Source organism: Variovorax sp. NFACC27, assembly GCF_048301545.1.
Taxonomy (GTDB): Bacteria; Pseudomonadota; Gammaproteobacteria; order Burkholderiales; family Burkholderiaceae_C; genus Variovorax; species Variovorax gossypii.
Map to the genome: position 1 here is coordinate 5,114,243 of NZ_CP157613.1, position 17,902 is coordinate 5,132,144.

Here is a 17,902-nt window from a genome sequence, read left to right on the forward strand (position 1 = left end):
CGCCGGATGACGAGTACCCCGCCCCTGCGCATCCTGATGAGCGCGCAAGCCGTCGCGCAGGCGGCGTCCGACCTGGGTGCCGCACTCGGCGAGCGCACGCACGTACTGGTGAGTCCGGGCGACGATGCCGACGTCGCCTTCGTCTCGCGCGACGTCACCGGCCTGTCGACCAAGCACGAGGTGCTGCCGCACACGCAGGCCTTTCACGACGCGATGCGCAATGCGCCCTCGCTGCGCTGGGTGCACGCGCATTCGGCGGGCGCCGACCGGCCGGTGTACGGCGAGCTGCGCGCGCGCGGCGTGGAAGTGACGACCTCTTCCGGCGCCAATGCCGGCGTGGTGGTGCAGACCGCGCTCGCGGGCGTGCTGATGCTGGCGCGGCAGTTTCCACAGCTGATGGCCGCGCAGCGCGCGCATGCATGGTCGCCGCTGGTAGGCAGCGGCCTGCCGCGCGACCTTGCGGGGCAGACCGCCGTGATCGTCGGCTGGGGACCGATCGGGCAAGGGCTGGGCGCGCTGCTCGCGGCGCTGGGCCTGCGCGTCGTGTCCGTGCGCGGCAGCGAGACCGCGGCCGCGGCACCGGCGCACGAGAGCTTCAGCTACGAGCAGCTGCACACGGTGCTGCCGCGCGCCGACTGGCTGCTGCTGGCCTGCCCGCTGAGCGAACGCACGCGCGGCCTCGTCGATGCGGCGGCGCTCGCGCTGATGCCTGCGGGGGCGCGGCTGGTGAATGTCTCGCGCGGTGAAGTCGTCGACGAAGCGGCGCTGATCGATGCACTGCACAACGGCGCATTGAGCGGCGCCTACCTCGACGTGTTCGCGCACGAGCCGCTGCCGGCGGGCTCGCCGCTGTGGGACCTGCCGAACGTGATCGTCACGCCCCACACCGCCGGCCATTCGGACGGCAACGAGGCGCGCGTGGCCACCATGTTTCTCGACAACCTGCGGCGCTGGGTGCGCGGCGAGCCGCTGCTGAACCGGGTGGCCTGAAGCGGTCGCCATTTATTCCTCGCGGCATGGAAATGGCCGCGCCTTGCGTTTGCCGCGAGCATTTCTTCACGCATTTCCCTGCTTTCCGCGCTTCGTCATCCCCCTCGAATCGCTCGCTCGAATAATCCGAAAAAACTATTTTCGGTCGAGCAGTCGACTATTCAGGGAGGATCTCTCGTGCCCAAGCCCATCCTGGCCGGCCGTCGCGTCACCATTGCCACGCCCATGGGCGAGGCGCTGCAATTCCACCGGCTGGTCGGCCGCGAGGCGCTGAGCCGGGCCTACGCCTTCGACGTCGAACTGCTGGGCAGCAGCAACGCCATCGACCCCAAGGCCCTGCTCGGCAAGACGGCCACCGTGTCGATGCAGACCGGGCACGGCGGCACGCGCCATCTCGCAGGCATCGTCACCCGCTTCGGGCTCGTGCGGGAAGACGCGCGGCACTGCTTCTACGCGATGAGGCTGCGCCCGTGGTTCTGGCTAGCCTCGAAGCGGCACGACTACAGGATCTTCCAGGACCGCAGCGTTCCCGAGATCCTGGCCGAGGTGCTCGGCCGCTACGGGCACCCCTTCGAGCAGAAGCTCACACGCAACTACAGGGCGTGGAGCTATTGCGTGCAGTACGGCGAGAGCGACTTCGATTTCGTGTCGCGCCTGTGCGAGCACGAGGGCATCTGCTACTACTTCCGGCACGAAGCCGCCCAGCACGTGCTGGTGCTCGCGGACGACATCGCCGGCTCGCACGACCCACTGCCCGGCGGCGAGACGGTGCGCTACCACCCGCGCGAGCAGTCGGGCATGACCGGCGGCGAGGAGCCGGCCGAGCGCATCTATGCCTGGGAAATGGCCGAGGACCTGCGCTCCGGCCACCACTGCACCGACGACTACGACTTCGAGAAGCCCAAGGCCGACCTGAAGAGCCGGCGCCAGATGCCGCCGGGCCACGATCACGACGGCCATGAAGTCTTCGAGTGGCCCGGCCACTACCTGCAGAACGGCGACGGCGAAATCTACGCCGGCATCCGCAACGAGGAACAGCTGAGCGCGCGCAGCCTCGTCTCCGGGCGGTCCAACCTGCGCTCGCTGGCGCCGGGCCACACGCTGCGGCTTGCCGGCCATCCGCGTGACGACCAGAACCGCCAGCACCTGGTGCTCGGCGTGGCCTATCACCTGCAGGAGAACCTGCGCGCCAGCGAAGGCACGGCCGGCACATCGGGCGGCTCCATCCAGCGCTTCGCCTTCGATGCACAGCCCACCAGCTTCGCGTGGCGCCCGCCGCGCATCACGCCGAAGCCCCGCACCGGCGGTCCGCAGACGGCCGTGGTGGTCGGCCCGGCGGGCGAGGAAATCTGGACCGACCAGTACGGTCGCGTCAAGGTGCAGTTCCAGTGGGACCGCCTGGGCCAGGGTGACGAGAACTCCTCGTGCTGGCTGCGCGTGTCGCACGGCTGGGCCGGCGCGCAGTTCGGCACGGCGGCGCTGCCGCGCATCGGGCAGGAGGTGGTCGTCGACTTCCTCAACGGCAACCCCGACCGCCCGATCGTCGTGGGCCGTGTCCACAACGCCGACGAAATGCCGGCATGGAAGCTGCCCGCCCAGACTCATCTGATGGGCATCCGCAGCCGCGAACTCGGAGGCGGCCTGCGCGGCAACCACCTGGCCCTCGACGACAGCGCGAGCAAGGTGCAGGCGCAGCTCAAGAGCGACCACCAGTGCAGCAGCCTCAGCCTCGGGCACATAGGCCGCATCGAGGACACCGCCGGCCGCAAGGACGATCGCGGCCAGGGCTTCGAGCTGCGCACCGATGGACACGGCGCACTGCGCGCCGCGCGTGGTCTGCTGGTGAGCACCGAGCCCCGGCCGAACGCGCGGGCGCACATCACCGACATGGGCGAGACCATCGCGCGGCTCACGCAGGCGCGCGACGTGCACGAAGGCATGTCGCAGATAGCGCTGGCTGCCAAGGCCCACGAGGAAAGAGATCAGAGCGAGGTCGCCAGGGAACTCAAGCAACAGAACGATGCGATCAGGGGCAAGACCGGCGGCGCCGCGCAAGGTGAGTTCCCAGAGTTCGACCAGCCGCACCTGACGCTCGCCAGCCCTTGCGGCATACAGACCACCGCACAAGGCTCAAGCCATTTCGCGAGCGGCGGACACAACGCGCTCACCAGCGGCGGGCACACCAGCGTCGCCAGTGCGAAGAGCTTCCTGGTTTCGGCGAGGAACGCGGTGCGCATGTTCGCCTACAAGGCCGGCATGAAGCTGGTGGCGGGCAATGCGGACATCGACATCGCGGCGCTGAAGAACAGCATCAACGTGCTTGCGAAGATGAACATCCGGCAGGAGGCCGACCGGATCACTATCACGGCAGCCGAAGAAGTCGTGATCAACGGTGGGTCCAGCTACACCTGCTGGAACGCTTCGGGGATCGTGCACGGCACTCGGGGCATCTGGCGGGCGCATGCGACCACGCACAGCTTCGTGAAGCCCGACAGCCGCACGCCCGACAAGATGAACCGGGACGTCCAGACGCGCTTCGACCAGGAGGTCATGTTTCATCACGTCGATGAAAAGGACACCCTCGCGGCAAGGCAGCGCTTCGAGCTCTTGCGCAACGGCGAGCCCAGCTCGCGGGCTGCGCCTTCCGGCGAGACGACGGGGCCGGGCCGGCAAGGCGGCGAGGTCACAAGCACCGACGGCACCACGCGGCAGCAGCGATCGGATGGCCCGGAGGTCTACAAGGTGCGATGGCTCGGGAGGACAAAGTGATGGCGGTACAGGGAGAAGAAGAGGACATCTGGCTGGACTTCAGCCTGGGTCTGGGCGGTTTCGCGGAGGTCACCGCCGTGACGACGCCGCTCGACGACAGGAGAAAGATCCGCGTGCGCGTGCCTCCGGGCAAGCTCATCCCGATCGTGTTCCTGCCCGGCATCATGGGCAGCAACCTGCGACTGTCCCGGGAGCGGCAGGCGCTGCTCAAGCGCAGCGACAACCTCTCGTGGTCGCCCGACAAGAAAGGCGATGCCTTCTCGCGGCGCAACGCAAGCGCGGCGGCCCGCCAGATGCGGCTGGACCCCGACGAGGTGGAGGTCGATCGCTACAAGGTCACCGACGAAAAGATCGAAGGCAAGCAAGGCCGCCGCTTCGATGCCACGGGCTCCGCGACCATCAGCTCCGACCAGCGCCACGACAACGTGCCCGACGACCTGGGCGATGTCAGCAAGCTGCTCATCACCGATCCAAAGGCCGACCCGACGCACCCGCTGGCGAGCAACCAGCAAAGCTTCACCGCCGCGCAGAAGGCCCGCGCACGGGGATGGAGCGAAGTGATGTTCGACGCCTACGGCAGCATCCTGCAGTTGATGGAGCGCCAGCTCAACGACATGCTGCGACGGGAAGGCAAGAAGTACGTCGTCTCACCGGCATGGCTCGACAAGAGCAACCCCGAGGCGCTGATCGGCCGGCCACCGTCGAGCTTCGGCGTCCACGACGCGCAACCGCTGAGCGAGGACGACATTCGCAAGATCGGCGAATGCTGGTACCCGGTGCATGCCTTCGGCTACAACTGGCTCAGGAGCAACGGCGAGGAAGGCAAGCAGCTTGCGAAGAAGATCGAGCTGCTGATCGACACCTACAACCACAACGGCTTCGACTGCCCCGGCGTCATCGTCGTCACGCACAGCATGGGCGGCATCCTGGCGCGGGCGATGATGCATGCGGACTACGGCGGCATCAGGCATCGCATTCTGGGCGTGGTGCACGGGGTGATGCCCACCACCGGCGCGGCCGCCGCGTACAAGCGCATGCGCGCGGGCTTCGAGGGCAGCAACAAGCCCTGGTGGCATCTGAAGTCCCAGTTGGTGGGTGGCATCACGCAGAGCGTCCTGGGCGACAACGGCGAGGAAGTGACGGCCGTGCTGGCCAATGCGCAAGGCGGCCTGGAGCTTTTGCCGGCGGCCGCCTATGGCACGCAGTGGCTGCAGGTGCAGGACGACAACGGCAAGTTCCTGGCGAAATGGCCCAGCAGTGACGCGGTGAGCGAGATCTACACGCTCGACCGGGACAAGTGGTGGAGGTTGATCAATCCGGATTGGATCGATCCGGCGGGGCAGATAAGGCTGCCTCCGGATAGAGGCGGAAAGACCGAAGAGCAGATCGGTCCGAAGGCAACGACAGAGCGCATCAAGGAGGCCATGCGCTTTGCCGACACGATCCAGGACACCTTCCATCAGCGCACGTACGCACACTACGGCAGCGATCCGAGCCAACCCGCTTGGAACGACCTGGTGTGGCGCGTGGTGGATGGAGACCCTGCCATCGCCGGAGATCCACTGACCTGGACATTGCTGCCCGGAGACCAAGGTGACGATGGTCAAGGCACCTTGCGGGTCAGAGGCGACCGGGGCGAAGTCCTCAAGCTCAAGCTCCAGCCACCGATGACACCCAGCGACGGCACGGTGCCCGTGGAGCGCAGCGCCGCGAAGGTGCGTGCGAAAGCCAAGTTCGTGCAGGCCGGATACGACCACCAGGGCAGTTACAGCGACGCCAACGCCAGCGCAGCCACGCTCTACGGCATTGTGCGCATCGCGGCCGACTTCGACACCCAATGGTGGTCCGAAAAGAACTGAACTCCCCTACCACCCCTGAAGACGAGGATTTTCTGCATGAGCCGACGCATCGAGAAACTGTTCGAGCACACCAAGCTGCTTTGCTTCGGGCGCTATGTATTGACCGCACCGGTAGATTCGAGACTGGCGTTCGGGCGCGACTTTCCGACGCTCCCCGACCAGGCGAACGACATAGAGAAGGTGATGGAGGCGGAGCGGGCGAAGATTCTCTCCAACAACAAGACCGCCAAGATCACCTACTTCGGGAAAGGCCCCGCACCGGGCACCTGGCTGATCCGATCGTTCAAGAGCGCATCCGCTAGAGAGGTTGATCTGGAAGGCTTCCGCATCTACTACGTGGTCGGACCACACATCTTCATGAGCGGCCGGGGCACGGACAATGGCGCGACCGCGGAGTCGATTCTCCGCGACACGGTCGAAACGGCCAGCAACCTGCGCGCACGCGAGCCCGACGAAGTTCCTACGGATCAGGGCCTTTGCCATGAATACGGCTTCACCCGTGTCGATGGCTCCCGCGGTCCGGCCCTGTCCCAGGCCGGCCTGCACATGGCGGCCCTGCCGGACGTCGTGTTCAGCGTCCAGAGCAACCAGAGCCAGAGCACGAAGGGCAGCAATGGCTACGGCCTGCTCAAGCTCATCAACGATCGCAAGCGAGACGCCGGCAGCAGCTATCCCAGGCTGACGACGCTGCGCGAGGGCAAGAAGAAAGTCCACGGCTGGGACGGCGAGGAGTCGCTGGTCCGCGAAGCCGATGGTTCGCACGACTTCGAATGGATGTTCATCGGTGAAACCGGCAACGTCGCGCGCCCGGCATTGCTGCAAGCGGCGATGTTCACCAAGGTGGCATCAGACCGCGTGGGCGCCGCCGCAGCCTCTTCGCTCAACGACGAAGAAGCTGTCGCACTGTGGGACAAGCTGCTCGATGGCCTCAAGTTCCGAGTGGCCGTGCCAGGTGCACCAGCCGAGGCGATCGCCATCAAGAGATAAAGCAGCAGACGGATCTCGACACGACTCATACACCACTGCCCATGAACCGACGCATCGAGAAACTGTTCGAGCGCACCAAGATGCTGTGCTTCGGACGCTATGCACTGACCGCACCAATAGATTCGAGGCTGGCATTCGGACGCGACTTTCCGACGTTGCCGAATCAAGCCAATGACATCGAGAAAGTGTTGGTCGCCGAACAGGCAAGAATCCTCGCAAAGGACAAGACGGCCAGGATCAATTTCGTTGGTCCCGGACCAGCACCAAACACTTGGTTGATTCGGTCCTACGACGATGACCTCGCGCCCAAGTATGGACTGGAGAGCTTTGACGTCTACTACGTCGTAGGCCCGCACATCTTTGTTGGAGGCGACGCGACGGCCAAGAGCTACAACGTGACCCCGGACTCGATCCTTCGAGATGCTGTCGAGCTCGCCAGCAATCTGCGCGCACGCGAGCCCGACGAGGTTCCCACGGATCAGGGCCTTTGCCATGAATACGGCTTCACCCGAATCGACGGAGCCAAGGGCAATGTCTTGACTCAGGTCGGCCTGCACATGGCCGCCCTGCCCGACGTGGTGTTCAGCGTCGAAAGCAACCAGACCGTCAACACCAATTCCCCCAGCAACAGCTACGGCCTGCTCAAGCTCATCGCCGACCGCAAGCGCGAGGCCGGCAGCAGCTACCCCAAGCTCACGACCTTGCGCGAGGGAAAGAAGAAGGTCCATGGCTGGAATGGCGAAGAATCGCTGGTGCGCGCCGCCGAGGGTTTCCACGATTTCGAGTGGATGTTCATCGGCGAGAACGGCGGCAGCGTTGCGCGCCCTGGCAACCTCAACGTAGCCATGTCCACCAAGGTGGCTTCGGACCGAGTGGGCGCGGCACCAGCCTCCTCACTCAACGACGAAGAAGCTGTCGCACTGTGGGACAAGCTTCTCGACGGCCTCAAGTTCCGCGTAGCCGTGCCCGGTGCACCGGCCAGTGCGGTCGCAATCAAATGAATCAACCTGCAATGACGCCAACACAAGCCCCCACCCGCCGCGAGACTCTCCAAGCCTTGGCATCGATGCTCGCTCTGCCGCTCTCTCCCCTCCCATCGGCACAGGCCGCACGGTTCACGTTGCAGCAACCCGCGAACCGGCTCTGGCGCCCGATCAACGCCTGACGATGCCCCGCGTCACATCCAGCAACAACCTGCACCAAGACCCACCATCCAAGGGCGATTCCCGATGTCTGCAGAATAGGAGCCCATGCACGTCCGACTCCCGCGCCATCCGGCGCGCTCTCTCGCCCCCGCCTGCGCCCTCCTCTCCCTCGCGCTCCTCCTGCCCTCCGCATCGGCCGCACCCGATGCGACGACTGCTGCACCCCAGCAGCAGCAGGACGCAGACGCCCGCATCGAAGCCCTGATCTCCCGCATGACGGTGCAGGAGAAAGCCGGCCAGCTCAGCCTGTACGGCCCCGCCGACATCGACACGCCCAACAACCCGCAGGCCGGCTGGCGCAACGCGCAGCAGGAAACGGCCGACGTACGGGCCGGCCGGCTCACGGGCCTTTTCAACAACGCGGGCCTCGAGGGCAAGCGGCGGCTGCAGCAGATCGCGATCAGGGAGTCGCGCCTGGGCATTCCGCTGATCTTCGGCGCGGACGTGATCCACGGCTTTCGCACGATGTTCCCGATGCCGTTGGCCGAGGCCTCCAGCTGGGAGCCCGCGCTGGCCGAGCGCACCGCCCGCGCGGCGGCGGTGGAGGCCACGGCGGACGGCTTCCGCTGGACTTTTGCGCCGATGGTCGACATCGCGCGCGATGCGCGCTGGGGCCGGGGCCTCGAAGGCGTGGGCGAGGATGTCTTTCTCGCGAAGCAGTTCGCGGCCGCGCGGGTGCGCGGCTTCCAGGGCACGGATCTTTCCCGGCCCGACTCGATGCTGGCCACGCCCAAGCACTTCGCGGCCTATGGCGCGGCCGAGGGCGGGCTCGACTACAACGTGAGCGACATCTCGGAGCGCACGCTGCGCGAGGTGTACCTGCCGCCGTTCCGCGCGGCGCTGGACGCGGGCGCGCTGTCGGTGATGAGCGCCTTCAACGAGATCGGCGGCGTGCCCTCCACCGCCAACCCCGCACTGCTCACGGGCGTGCTGCGCGACGAATGGAAGTTCCGTGGCTTCGTGGTCTCCGACTACACGGCCGACGAAGAACTCGTGGAGCACGGCTACGCCGCCAATCCGCGCGAGGCCGCCAAGCAGGCCTTCATGGCGGGCACCGACGTGAGCATGCAGAGCGGCCTCTACATGCGCTACCTGCCCGATCTCGTGGCCTCCGGCGAGGTGCCGATGTCGCGGCTCGACGATGCGGTTCGCCGCGTGCTGCGCGTCAAGCAGAAGCTGGGCCTGTTCGACGACCCCATGCGCGGGCTCGACGGGCTGCCCGCCTCGCAGCGCCCCGAGAACCCCGAATTCATCTCGCTGGCCCGCGAGAGCGCGCGCCGCTCCATCGTGATGCTGAAGAACGATCGCATGCTGCTGCCGCTGCCCAAGGCCGGTACGAAGATCGCGCTGATCGGCCCCTTCGCCGAAGGCACCATCGACCTGATGGGCGCGTGGAGCCTGTTCCCGGGGCAGTCGGCGCCGGTGGGCATCGACCAGGGGCTGCGCTCGGCGCTGGGCCCGAATTCTTCAGTGAACGTGGTGCGCGGCTCGGGCATCGAGTCGGCGCTGCCCGGTGGCATCGACGCCGCGGTGGCCGCAGCGCGCGATGCCGACGTGGTGCTGCTGGCCATCGGCGAGAGCCAGAAGATGTCGGGCGAGGCGCGCTCGCGCAGCGACATCGGCCTGCCGCAGGCGCAGCAGGACCTGGCCGAGGCCGTGGCCGCCACGGGCAAGCCGGTGGTCGTGCTGCTGAGCAACGGCCGTGCGATGGCGCTCAAGGGCGCGGTGCGAAATGCGCGCGCCATTCTCGTCACATGGTTCCTCGGCGTGCAGACGGGCAACGCGATCGCCGACGTGGTGTTCGGCGACTTCAATCCCTCGGGCCGCCTGCCCGTGAGCTTCCCGCAGACGGCCGGACAGGTGCCCTACTACTACGGCCACAAGCGCACCGGCCGCCCCTCGCCCGAGAACGCGCCAGACACCGCCTTCAAGACCCGCTATGTCGACGCGACGAACGAGGCGCTCTACCCCTTCGGCTTCGGCCTCGGCTATGCACCGGTGCGCTACGACAGCGTGGAGCTCAGCACCGAGCGCATGCCGCTGTCGGGCACGCTGCGTGTGCGCGCCACCGTCACCAACACGGGTGCGCGCGAGGCCGAGGAAGTGGTTCAGCTCTACATCGGCGAACGCGCCGCGAGCGTGACGCGGCCGGTGCGCGAGCTCAAGGGATTCCGCAAGCTGAGCATCGCGCCGGGCGCATCGGAAGTCGTCGAGTTCACGCTCACGGCCGATGACCTGTCGTTCATCGGCCGCGACATGAAGCCCACGGTGGAGCCCGGCGAGTTCGACCTGTGGGTGGCGCCTTCGGCCGCGAGCGGCATCCGAAAGCGCTTCGTGCTCACGCGGGACTGAAGACCGGCAACGCCGCGTCCTACTCGCTCATCGCGTGCGCGACCGACGAGCCCTGCGGGTTCGCCGACGCCACGGGAGGCGCCACCTGCGACTCCATGACCTCGGTCGGATGGATGCCCGTGTTCGCGCGAATCGCCTCGGCCTGCACCTGCGCGCGGTCCATGCCCGACACGGACGGCTGCACCTGCGATTCCATGACCTCCGTCGCATGGATGCCGTTGTTGGCGCGCGCCGCTTCGTCGGCGACCGCATCGCGCGACTGGCTCGAATGCGAGACCTGCGGATAGTCGGGATCGGCGCGGCCGCCCGCATAGGCAATCGACGCCAGTGCCAGCGCGGGCACGGCTGCGACGCACAGGGCTGCGGTACGAACTCTCATGGCTGTCTCCTTGAGTGATGACGATGTTTCACTCTAGGACGCGGCAATTACCGGCCGGTGAGAGTCCGCTTAGGCGGCAGTGAGAGTTCGCTTAGGTGGGCGTGAGAAACCACTTCGGCGAATGCGGCATCTTCAGTCGAACACGCCCGTCAGCGCGACGCGCGTCACTACTCCCGAACTGCTCGCGCCCACGCCCAGCGTCACGCTGTAGCGGCCGTCCTGCGTGGTGTGGCGGATCGAGCCACCCAGCGCGCTCTCGCTGCGGTAGTTGCCCAGGCCGACCGCATAGCTGATCTTGCCCGGCACCATCGGCGCGGCCTCCATCGCTGCGACGCCCGCGATGCCGGCGTAGGCGCGGCGCGCGTTGTCGTCGATCTGGCTCTGCAGCCGGCCCGCCATGGCGTCGGTGTAGGCCTTGCCCAGCGGCAGGCCCTGCGCGGCAACGCTGTCGGTGTAGGCGTTGGCCGTGGCCACGCCGTCCTTCACCATGCCTTGCACCTGGCCGACGTTGGTGGCATCGGTGGGCGCGCTGCCGGGCGCCACGCCGGTGAGCTGCCGGTTGCCCAGCGCAACCTCGCCCACGGAAGACTGCACGCCCGCCAGCCCGATCGCGGTGTAGGCCGACTGCGCTCCGCGCGTGGTCGCGCTGCCCGCTCCCAGCGCGATGCTGTTGGCATGCGTCGCGGCCGCGTTGCTTCCCAGCGCGATCGCGTTGTCGGCGCTCGCGCGCGACGCGGCACCCAGCGAGATGCTCTGGCTCGCGTTCACGTACACGCCCGCGTCGTTGCCGATGGCGATGTTGCCGCTGCCGCTCACCTGCCGGCCCGCGCCGTTGCCCTGCGCCAGGTTGCCGCTGCCCACCACCGCCTGGCCGGCCGCGTTGCCGAACGACAGGTTCTGGCTGCCCTGCACGCCGCCGCCCGCGGCCTGCCCCATCGCGACGTTGTTGTTGCCCTGCACCTGCGCGCCGGCCATCGCGCCGGAAGCCTGGTTGCCGGAGCCCGTGACACCCGAGCCCGCGCCCTGTCCCGTCGCGATGTTGTTGCTGCCGTTCACGTTGCGGCCGGCGTCTCCGCCGTAGGCCTGGTTGCCGCTGCCGACCACGTCCCGCCCCGCGTTGCTGCCGTAGGCCTCGTTGCCGGTGCCGGTGACGTTGGTGCCGGCCCAGAAGCCGACCGCGTTGTTGTAGTCGCCCGTCACGTTCTGGCCCGCGCTGCGGCCCATCGACTGGTTCCAGCCGCCGACCACGTTGGTGCCCGCGTAGTAGCCGATGGCCTGGTTGGCGTTCTTGCCCGACACGTTGGTGCCCGCGCCCTCGCCGATGGCCAGGTTCCAGTTGGTGCTGACGTTGTTGCCCGCGCCGTTACCCTGCGCGATGTTGTTGCTGCCCGTGACGGTGCGCCCGGCGTTGGTGCCGTACGCGCTGTTGTAGGAGCCCGTGACGTCGGTGCCGGCCCAGAAGCCGGTGGCGTTGTTGTAGTTGCCGGTGACGTTCTGGCCCGCACTGCGGCCGATGGCCTGGTTCCATCCGCCCTTCACGTTCTGCCCCGCGTTGAAGCCGATGGCCGTGTTGGCGTTGCCGCCGCTCACGCCGGTGCCGGCGGCTTCGCCGATGGCGAGGTTCCAGTTGGTGCCGACGTTGTTGCCGGCGCCCTTGCCGATCGCCTGGTTGTTGCTGCCGGTCACGCCCGTGGTGGCCGTGCCGTCTCCGATGCCGAGGTTGCCCTTGGCCGGGTCCCAGGTGACCGGCTGCGCCGCGGCGGTGCCTGCGGCCGAACCGAGCGCCACCGCGAGTCCGAGTGCGACAAGTCCGCTCGTTGTGCTCGCTGCGCCTGGTGCGCCCGGTGCGCCTCCGACGCCCGGAACGCACCCCTTGTTGTTCTTCTTCATGAAGTCTGCCTCTGCTGGTGGGAGCCCGCTCAGGCCTTCAGGTGCAGCGCCATGGCGGGATCGCTCACGCCGGGCTTGCCAGTCTCGACGCGGCCCGCGAAGCGGCGCTCGAAGTTCGCGCCGGTCAGGGTGAAGTCGTACCAGTGGCCGCTGCCGTCCAGGTTCCAGTGCAGCGTGCCGGTGGCGCCTGGCGCCACGTCGAGCGGCCAGGGGCCGTCAGTGCGGTACGCATTCGACTGCACGCTGACCGTGCCCGCCGCCGTGCCGCTGTTGTGCACCTTCAGGTAGACCTGTCCGGTGGCAGGTTCGTAGCAGACCTGCGCCTCGGGCTTGAAGCCCGCGGTGTCGGCGGCGAGCGCGTCGCCCTTGAAGGTGCGTACGTAGCCGTTGCTGCCGTACACCCACAGCTCGTACTTGCCGCTGTCGCTGGCCGCGGCGTTCCAGTAGTCGGTGAGCTGCTTGCCGGCCTCCACCGTGTAGCGGCGCGGAATGCGGTCCAGGTGCAGCTTGTCGTAGACGTGGAACACCGCGCCTTGCTCGCCGGTGTTGCTGAAGATCAGCGAGACGATGCCGCGCGACTCGACGCGCGCGCTGGTGTGCAGCTCGTAGGGCAGCGCGCGCGAGAAGCGCGTGCCGGTCTCCTGGTACAGCGGCTGCGGCGTGGCCGGCGCCTGGGTCACGGGGGCCGTGGGCAGGAGCTTCTGCGCCGCGTTGATCGCGGGAAAGTTGCTCATGTCGGGCAGCTTCGGGACGACCGGGTCGTTGGGGCTCACGAAGTCGAAGCACGAGGTGAGGTCGCCGCAGACCGCGCGATGCCACGGGCTGATGGCATCCACCGTGATGCCGAAGCGCTTCTCGAGGAATCGGGCCACCGAGGTGTGGTCGAACACCTGCGAGTTGACCCAGCCGCCCTTGCTCCACGGCGACACGACGTACATCGGCACGCGCGAGCTCAGGCCCCACGGGCGGATCTTGCCGCTGGTGGTGTCGGCTGCGTTCAGGTAGCTGCCCACGGAAGCGTCGAAGTACTCGCCGTCCAGCGGCACGGTGGACTTGCCCATCAGGTTGCCGCTGGCGTCGTACGACGGCACCGCCGGCATCGCGAGGTGGTCGAAGAAGCCGTCGTTCTCGTCGAAGGTCACGAACAGCGCCGTCTTGCTCCACACCGCAGGGTTGGAGGTCAGCGCGGCCAGCACGTCGGAGATGAAGTCGGCAGCGCCGGCCACGCCTTCGCTGCTGCCGGGATGCTCGGCCAGCGCCTGCGTGGGCAGCACCCACGAGACCTGCGGCAGGGTGTCGTTCATCACGTCCTGCCGGAGCTGGGCGAGGAAGTTGACGGCGCCGTCGGCCGTGGCGGGTCCGCCCGTCAGGCCGTGCTCGTAGATCGGCGAGCCCGGCTGCGCGGTGCGAAAGCTCTGGAAGGCCAGGCAGCCGTGCATGGCGCCCGTCCAGTTGTTGTTCATGTTCTGGTAGATGTGCCAGCTGATGCCGACCTTCTGCAGCAGGTCGGGCAGCGTGTCCCACTTGAAGGAGTTGTTGACGTACTTGTAGTTGTAGGCGCCCGTGCCGGGGTCGACCTGGCCCGAGCCGTCGGCCTGCTGCGCCCTGCCGGCGACCCAGCTCGACGGGCTCGGCCAGCAGCGCGAGTTGACTGGCTCGGAATCGGTGTCGGTGCTGTTGATGCCCTTCTTGCGCAGCTCCGGGTTGAAGTTGGAGCCCGACCAGAACACGATGCGGTTCGGGTCTGTGCCGGTGAGGATGGAGCAGTGGTAGCCGTCGCAGATGGTGAAGGCGTCGGCCAGCGCGAACTGGAACGGGATGTCCTCGCGCATGTAGAAGCCCATCGTCGCCTGGTTCTTGAACTGGATCCAGCGGTCCATCTTTCCCTGGTTCCACGCCGCCTGCTGGTCGGGAAAGTTGTGCGGCGTGCCGGAGCCGATCAGCGCGTTGCTGATGCGGGAGTCGCGCCGGAAGGGCTGGATCTCGGCGCCGCCGGCGGGATTGGGCTGGAAGTACACCGGCTTGCCGCTGGACAGCGGAATCGGAAAGCGGTCTCCGAAGCCGCGCACGCCGCGCATGGTGCCGAAGTAGTGGTCGAAGCTGCGGTTCTCCTGCATCAGGATCACGACGTGCTTGATGTCCTTGATGGTGCCGGTGTCGACGGCGGCCTCGACGGCGAGCGCATTGCGGATCGCGGGCGGCAGCATGGTGAGCGCCGAGGCCGCGCCGACGGCGCCGGCCGACTTGCGGAAGAAATCGCGACGGTTGGTGTTGTTCATGAGGAGTCTTTCAACGCGGGAACAGAACGGAAGAAACGGAGGACGTGTCGATGGAGGAAGCGAGACGCTGCTCAGGGCGCGCACTTCAGGGCCGGGGCCGCCGGCTGGTCGGGCTGCTGCGGCGTGGTGGTCGGAGGCGTGGTGCCGGTGGGCGGCATCACAGCCACGCCGCCGCCACCGCCTCCTCCACCGCCGCACGCGGCAAGGCTCAGGCACAGAAGAAGACCGGCCGCGGCCGAAGCGGCGAGGCCATGGCGGGAAGCTCGTGGAGTCATGACAATTTCCTTTGATCGAAGAGAAGCAGGGGCGAAGCCGGGCCGGGCAGTTCCCTCGGGGTTGCACCGGATCGAAGAAATCGGGAGGTGGCGCGCGAGGGACGTGAACATCCCCGCACAGGGAGATCAGGGCTCAGGCATAGCGGCTGCGCAGGCGCGCTGCGAGACGGTCGAGCACCAGCACGGTGAGGAAGATCGCGATCAGGATCGTTCCGACGTGCGCGTAGTTGTACATGTCGTAGCGGCCCTTGAGCTCCTGGCCGATGCCGCCCGCGCCCACCAGCCCCACCACGGTGGCCATGCGCACGTTGCGGTCGAGCACGTACAGCGTGTAGGCGATGAACTGCGGCATCACCTGCGGCAGCACCGCGAAGCGCATCACCTTGAGCTTGCTGGCGCCGATGGCGCGCAGCGCTTCCTGCGGCTTGTCGTCGGCGGTCTCGATGTCTTCCGCGTAGAACTTGCCGAGGAAGCCCGCCGAGTGCAGAGCGAGCGCCAGCACGCCGGCGATCGGGCCGAAGCCGTAGGCCAGCACCAGGAACAGCGCGCTCACCAGCTCGGGCACCGCGCGGAACATGCCGACCACGCTGCGCGCCAGCGTGTAGACGATACGGTTCGGCGTGTAGTTCTTCGCGCTGCACCACGCCAGCGGCGCGCTCAGCACGATGGCCAGCAGCGTGGCCCAGATGGCGATCTCGAAGGTCTCGAGCATCTTCACGGCCACGTGCCACAGGTAGCCGAAGGGCTCCACCAGCACCTCGCGGGCGTCGATCACCTCCTCCATCTGCAGCGTCTGCGGATTGAGCTTGGGTTCGCGCGTCTCGACGGTCTCCACATGCGCGAACCAGGGCAGCCGGTTGCGGTCGAAGCCCTCGATGCGCGCGGTCTCGGTGCGCTCCGAAACCTGCGGGGGGAACAGCGAACGCGCGATGGTCCCGAGGCCAGAGAGCACCTGCGACTGCTCGCGCAGGCCGACCGCGGCGAGCACGCCCTCGCCGGTAAGGGAGAGCATGCGTCCCATCTCGACGCGCTGGCCGGCGAAGAAGCCGGCCACCAGCACGATCAGCAGCACGGCGAGGCTGCGCGCGCCGAACGGGCGCGGAAGCTCCCAGGCGGATGCGGGCCGGTTCATTGCACGAGCTCCAGCACGCCGGGGTGCAGCGGCAGCACGGCTTCGGGGTCCACCGTGTTGACGGACCGTGTGCCGGCAGAAGTACGCCCGTACACGGCGTCGAAGACTTCGGGCCGGAACACCTCAGGCGCGCCGTCGAACACCACCGCGCCGTGACGCAGCGCGACGATGCGGTCGGCGAACTCGCAGGCCAGTTCGATCTGGTGCAGGCTGCACAGCACCGTGGTGCCGCGCTCGCGGGCCTGCCGGCGCAGCAGCGAGAGCACGTCGTGGCTGGTCTGCGGGTCGAGGCTGGCCACGGGCTCGTCGGCCAGCACCAGCGGCGGGTCGAGCATGAAGGCGCGCGCGATGCCCACGCGCTGCTGCTGTCCGCCCGAAAGCTCGCTCACGCGGCGCAGCAGGTGCTGCTCCTGCAGGCCGACCGACTCGACCAAGCCGCAGGCCTTGCGCCGCGCATCCTCGGAAAAGAGCCCCAGCAGCGCGCGCCACGTCGACATGGCCGGCAGCGCGCCGGCCAGCACGTTCTGCGCCACGGTGGAGCGCAGCACCAGGTTGAACTGCTGGTGGATCATGCCGATGCGCGGACGAATGCGCGCCAGCGAATCGGCCGCGATGCGCACGCCCTCTACCTGCACCGAGCCCTGCGTGGGCTTCACCAGCCCGTTGGCCATGCGCAGCAGCGTCGACTTGCCCGCGCCCGAGGAGCCCAGCACCACGCAGAACTGGCCCGCCGGCACCTGCAGCGAGACGCCGCCGAGCGCCTGCGTGCCGTCGGCGTAGCGCATCGCGACCGATTCGAAATTCAGCATGACTTGCCCGCCTTGCGTGCTCAGCGCTGCGCGGCCTTGGCCAGGATGCGGCCCTTGAGCTCGTCGGTGAGCAGGCCCAGCTTCTCGGCGGCGACATTGAACTCGTCTTCCGAGAACTTCGTGTCGTAGCCGTCGATCTTGCCGCCGCCGTAGCCGCGGATCATGTCGGGCGTGACGCCGGGTGCCTTGTTCACGGTGGCGAAGGCGTCCTTGAGCTTCGCCTTCAGCGGCTCGGGCAGCTTCGAGTTGAGCGCGAGCGGCGGGTACGGAATGGCCATGCTCTTCGCGACGACCTTCACCGTCTTCGGATCGACGGCCCCCTGCTTCACGGCCTTCTCGAACGAATCGAACGAGAGCGAGGCCACGTCGACCTGGTCCTGCACCAGCGCGGCCAGGCTGCTGGCGTGGCTGCCGGTCATGCGGATGGCGGAGAGGTCCTTCGCGGGGTCCATGCCCGCGTCCATCAGCATCGCGACCTGGAAGGTGAAGCTCGAGGCCGAGTTGACGTCACCGAAGGCCACGCGCTTGCCCTTCACGTCGTTGATGCCGGCGATCGGGGCATTGGCCTTGGCGAACATGCCGGCGTAGTACACCGAAGCCCCCTTCTCCACGCCCACGGCCAGCAGCTGCGCGCAGCCGCGCTTGTGGGCCTGCACGTACGACACGGGGCCGAAGAAGGCGATGTCGGCCAACTGGTTGCACATGCCCTCGACCACGGCGCCGTACGACTGGCCCACCTTCAGGTCGAAGTTCAGGCCGGTGGTGCGCGTGATGGCGTTGAACACCGGTGCGTAGTCGGCCTTGGTGCCCGACTCGGTGCCGCCGTCGGCCGGAATCAGCAGCACGCGCAGCGGACGCTCGCGCGAGCCGTCGGCCACGGCCTGGGCGTGCGAGGGAAAAGACAGCGCTGCGGACAGCGAGATGGCGGCGGCCGCGATGGCCAGGAGCTTCTTCATGGAGGGATTCCTTCGTTCGG

The 17,902-nt window shown here is 67.8% G+C and carries 13 protein-coding genes; 6 read left to right on the forward strand and 7 right to left on the reverse strand.

The features are described from left to right. Positions 1–6: 6 nt before the first annotated feature. The 6 genes from ABL840_RS23925 (at position 7) to ABL840_RS23950 (ending at position 10,162) form a co-directional block, all read left to right on the forward strand. On the forward strand, positions 7–990 hold the full coding sequence (locus ABL840_RS23925) for a D-2-hydroxyacid dehydrogenase (protein WP_093306113.1): 984 nt from the start codon (positions 7–9) through the stop codon (positions 988–990). A 225-nt stretch (positions 991–1,215) separates the two neighbouring features. Next, positions 1,216–3,759, forward strand: coding sequence for a type VI secretion system tip protein VgrG (locus tag ABL840_RS23930; protein WP_093306419.1), 2,544 nt, complete (start codon positions 1,216–1,218; stop codon positions 3,757–3,759). Beyond that, on the forward strand, positions 3,759–5,618 hold the full coding sequence (locus ABL840_RS23935; RefSeq protein WP_418115989.1) for an esterase/lipase family protein: 1,860 nt from the start codon (positions 3,759–3,761) through the stop codon (positions 5,616–5,618). The genes ABL840_RS23930 and ABL840_RS23935 overlap by 1 nt, the downstream gene beginning before the upstream one ends. A gap of 36 nt (positions 5,619–5,654) precedes the next feature. Next, positions 5,655–6,605 (forward strand): T6SS immunity protein Tli4 family protein, encoded by a 951-nt coding sequence (locus ABL840_RS23940; protein ID WP_093429335.1) that lies wholly within the window; start codon positions 5,655–5,657, stop codon positions 6,603–6,605. A 41-nt stretch (positions 6,606–6,646) separates the two neighbouring features. Next, the gene (locus tag ABL840_RS23945) at positions 6,647–7,606 is read left to right on the forward strand and encodes a T6SS immunity protein Tli4 family protein (protein WP_093307398.1); all 960 of its coding nucleotides are present in this window, start codon (positions 6,647–6,649) and stop codon (positions 7,604–7,606) included. Between the two features lie 249 nt (positions 7,607–7,855). Further along, a complete protein-coding gene (locus ABL840_RS23950; RefSeq protein ID WP_093307399.1) occupies positions 7,856–10,162 on the forward strand; it encodes a glycoside hydrolase family 3 N-terminal domain-containing protein in 2,307 nt (768 codons plus the stop codon). Between the two features lie 19 nt (positions 10,163–10,181). Here the strand turns inward: ABL840_RS23950 and ABL840_RS23955 are convergent, their stop codons facing one another. From ABL840_RS23955 to ABL840_RS23985, 7 genes are all read right to left on the reverse strand, one after another. Continuing rightward, entirely contained in the window at positions 10,182–10,541 is a 360-nt protein-coding gene (locus ABL840_RS23955) for a hypothetical protein (RefSeq protein ID WP_093307400.1), read from the reverse strand. 132 nt (positions 10,542–10,673) lie between these two features. Then, positions 10,674–12,431, reverse strand: a complete 1,758-nt coding sequence (locus ABL840_RS23960) for a YadA family autotransporter adhesin (RefSeq protein WP_093307401.1) — start codon at positions 12,429–12,431, stop codon at positions 10,674–10,676. A 29-nt stretch (positions 12,432–12,460) separates the two neighbouring features. After that, positions 12,461–14,710: a phosphocholine-specific phospholipase C gene (locus ABL840_RS23965; RefSeq protein WP_093307402.1), complete on the reverse strand. Its 2,250-nt coding sequence runs from the start codon at positions 14,708–14,710 to the stop codon at positions 12,461–12,463. A gap of 71 nt (positions 14,711–14,781) precedes the next feature. Then, positions 14,782–14,985: a hypothetical protein gene (locus ABL840_RS23970; RefSeq protein WP_093307403.1), complete on the reverse strand. Its 204-nt coding sequence runs from the start codon at positions 14,983–14,985 to the stop codon at positions 14,782–14,784. A gap of 133 nt (positions 14,986–15,118) precedes the next feature. Continuing rightward, the gene (gene phnE / locus ABL840_RS23975) at positions 15,119–16,117 is read right to left on the reverse strand and encodes a phosphonate ABC transporter, permease protein PhnE (protein WP_093307404.1); all 999 of its coding nucleotides are present in this window, start codon (positions 16,115–16,117) and stop codon (positions 15,119–15,121) included. Continuing rightward, positions 16,114–16,926, reverse strand: coding sequence for a phosphonate ABC transporter ATP-binding protein (gene phnC / locus ABL840_RS23980; protein ID WP_093307405.1), 813 nt, complete (start codon positions 16,924–16,926; stop codon positions 16,114–16,116). The genes phnE and phnC overlap by 4 nt, the downstream gene beginning before the upstream one ends. Before the next feature lie 20 nt (positions 16,927–16,946). Next, positions 16,947–17,882 (reverse strand): phosphate/phosphite/phosphonate ABC transporter substrate-binding protein, encoded by a 936-nt coding sequence (locus tag ABL840_RS23985; protein ID WP_093307406.1) that lies wholly within the window; start codon positions 17,880–17,882, stop codon positions 16,947–16,949. Positions 17,883–17,902: the final 20 nt, after the last annotated feature.

Excerpts from the sequence above, each read along its gene's own strand:
- phnE (WP_093307404.1), bottom strand. The coding sequence starts at position 16,117 with ATGAACCGGCCCGCATCCGCCTGGGAGCTTCCGCGCCCGTTCGGCGCG.
- ABL840_RS23955 (WP_093307400.1), bottom strand. The coding sequence starts at position 10,541 with ATGAGAGTTCGTACCGCAGCCCTGTGCGTCGCAGCCGTGCCCGCGCTG.
- ABL840_RS23940 (WP_093429335.1), top strand. The coding sequence starts at position 5,655 with ATGAGCCGACGCATCGAGAAACTGTTCGAGCACACCAAGCTGCTTTGC.
- ABL840_RS23945 (WP_093307398.1), top strand. The coding sequence starts at position 6,647 with ATGAACCGACGCATCGAGAAACTGTTCGAGCGCACCAAGATGCTGTGC.
- ABL840_RS23930 (WP_093306419.1), top strand. The coding sequence starts at position 1,216 with ATGGGCGAGGCGCTGCAATTCCACCGGCTGGTCGGCCGCGAGGCGCTG.
- ABL840_RS23960 (WP_093307401.1), bottom strand. The coding sequence starts at position 12,431 with ATGAAGAAGAACAACAAGGGGTGCGTTCCGGGCGTCGGAGGCGCACCG.
- ABL840_RS23970 (WP_093307403.1), bottom strand. The coding sequence starts at position 14,985 with ATGACTCCACGAGCTTCCCGCCATGGCCTCGCCGCTTCGGCCGCGGCC.
- ABL840_RS23925 (WP_093306113.1), top strand. The coding sequence starts at position 7 with ATGACGAGTACCCCGCCCCTGCGCATCCTGATGAGCGCGCAAGCCGTC.
- phnC (WP_093307405.1), bottom strand. The coding sequence starts at position 16,926 with ATGCTGAATTTCGAATCGGTCGCGATGCGCTACGCCGACGGCACGCAG.
- ABL840_RS23950 (WP_093307399.1), top strand. The coding sequence starts at position 7,856 with ATGCACGTCCGACTCCCGCGCCATCCGGCGCGCTCTCTCGCCCCCGCC.
- ABL840_RS23965 (WP_093307402.1), bottom strand. The coding sequence starts at position 14,710 with ATGAACAACACCAACCGTCGCGATTTCTTCCGCAAGTCGGCCGGCGCC.
- ABL840_RS23985 (WP_093307406.1), bottom strand. The coding sequence starts at position 17,882 with ATGAAGAAGCTCCTGGCCATCGCGGCCGCCGCCATCTCGCTGTCCGCA.
- ABL840_RS23935 (WP_418115989.1), top strand. The coding sequence starts at position 3,759 with ATGGCGGTACAGGGAGAAGAAGAGGACATCTGGCTGGACTTCAGCCTG.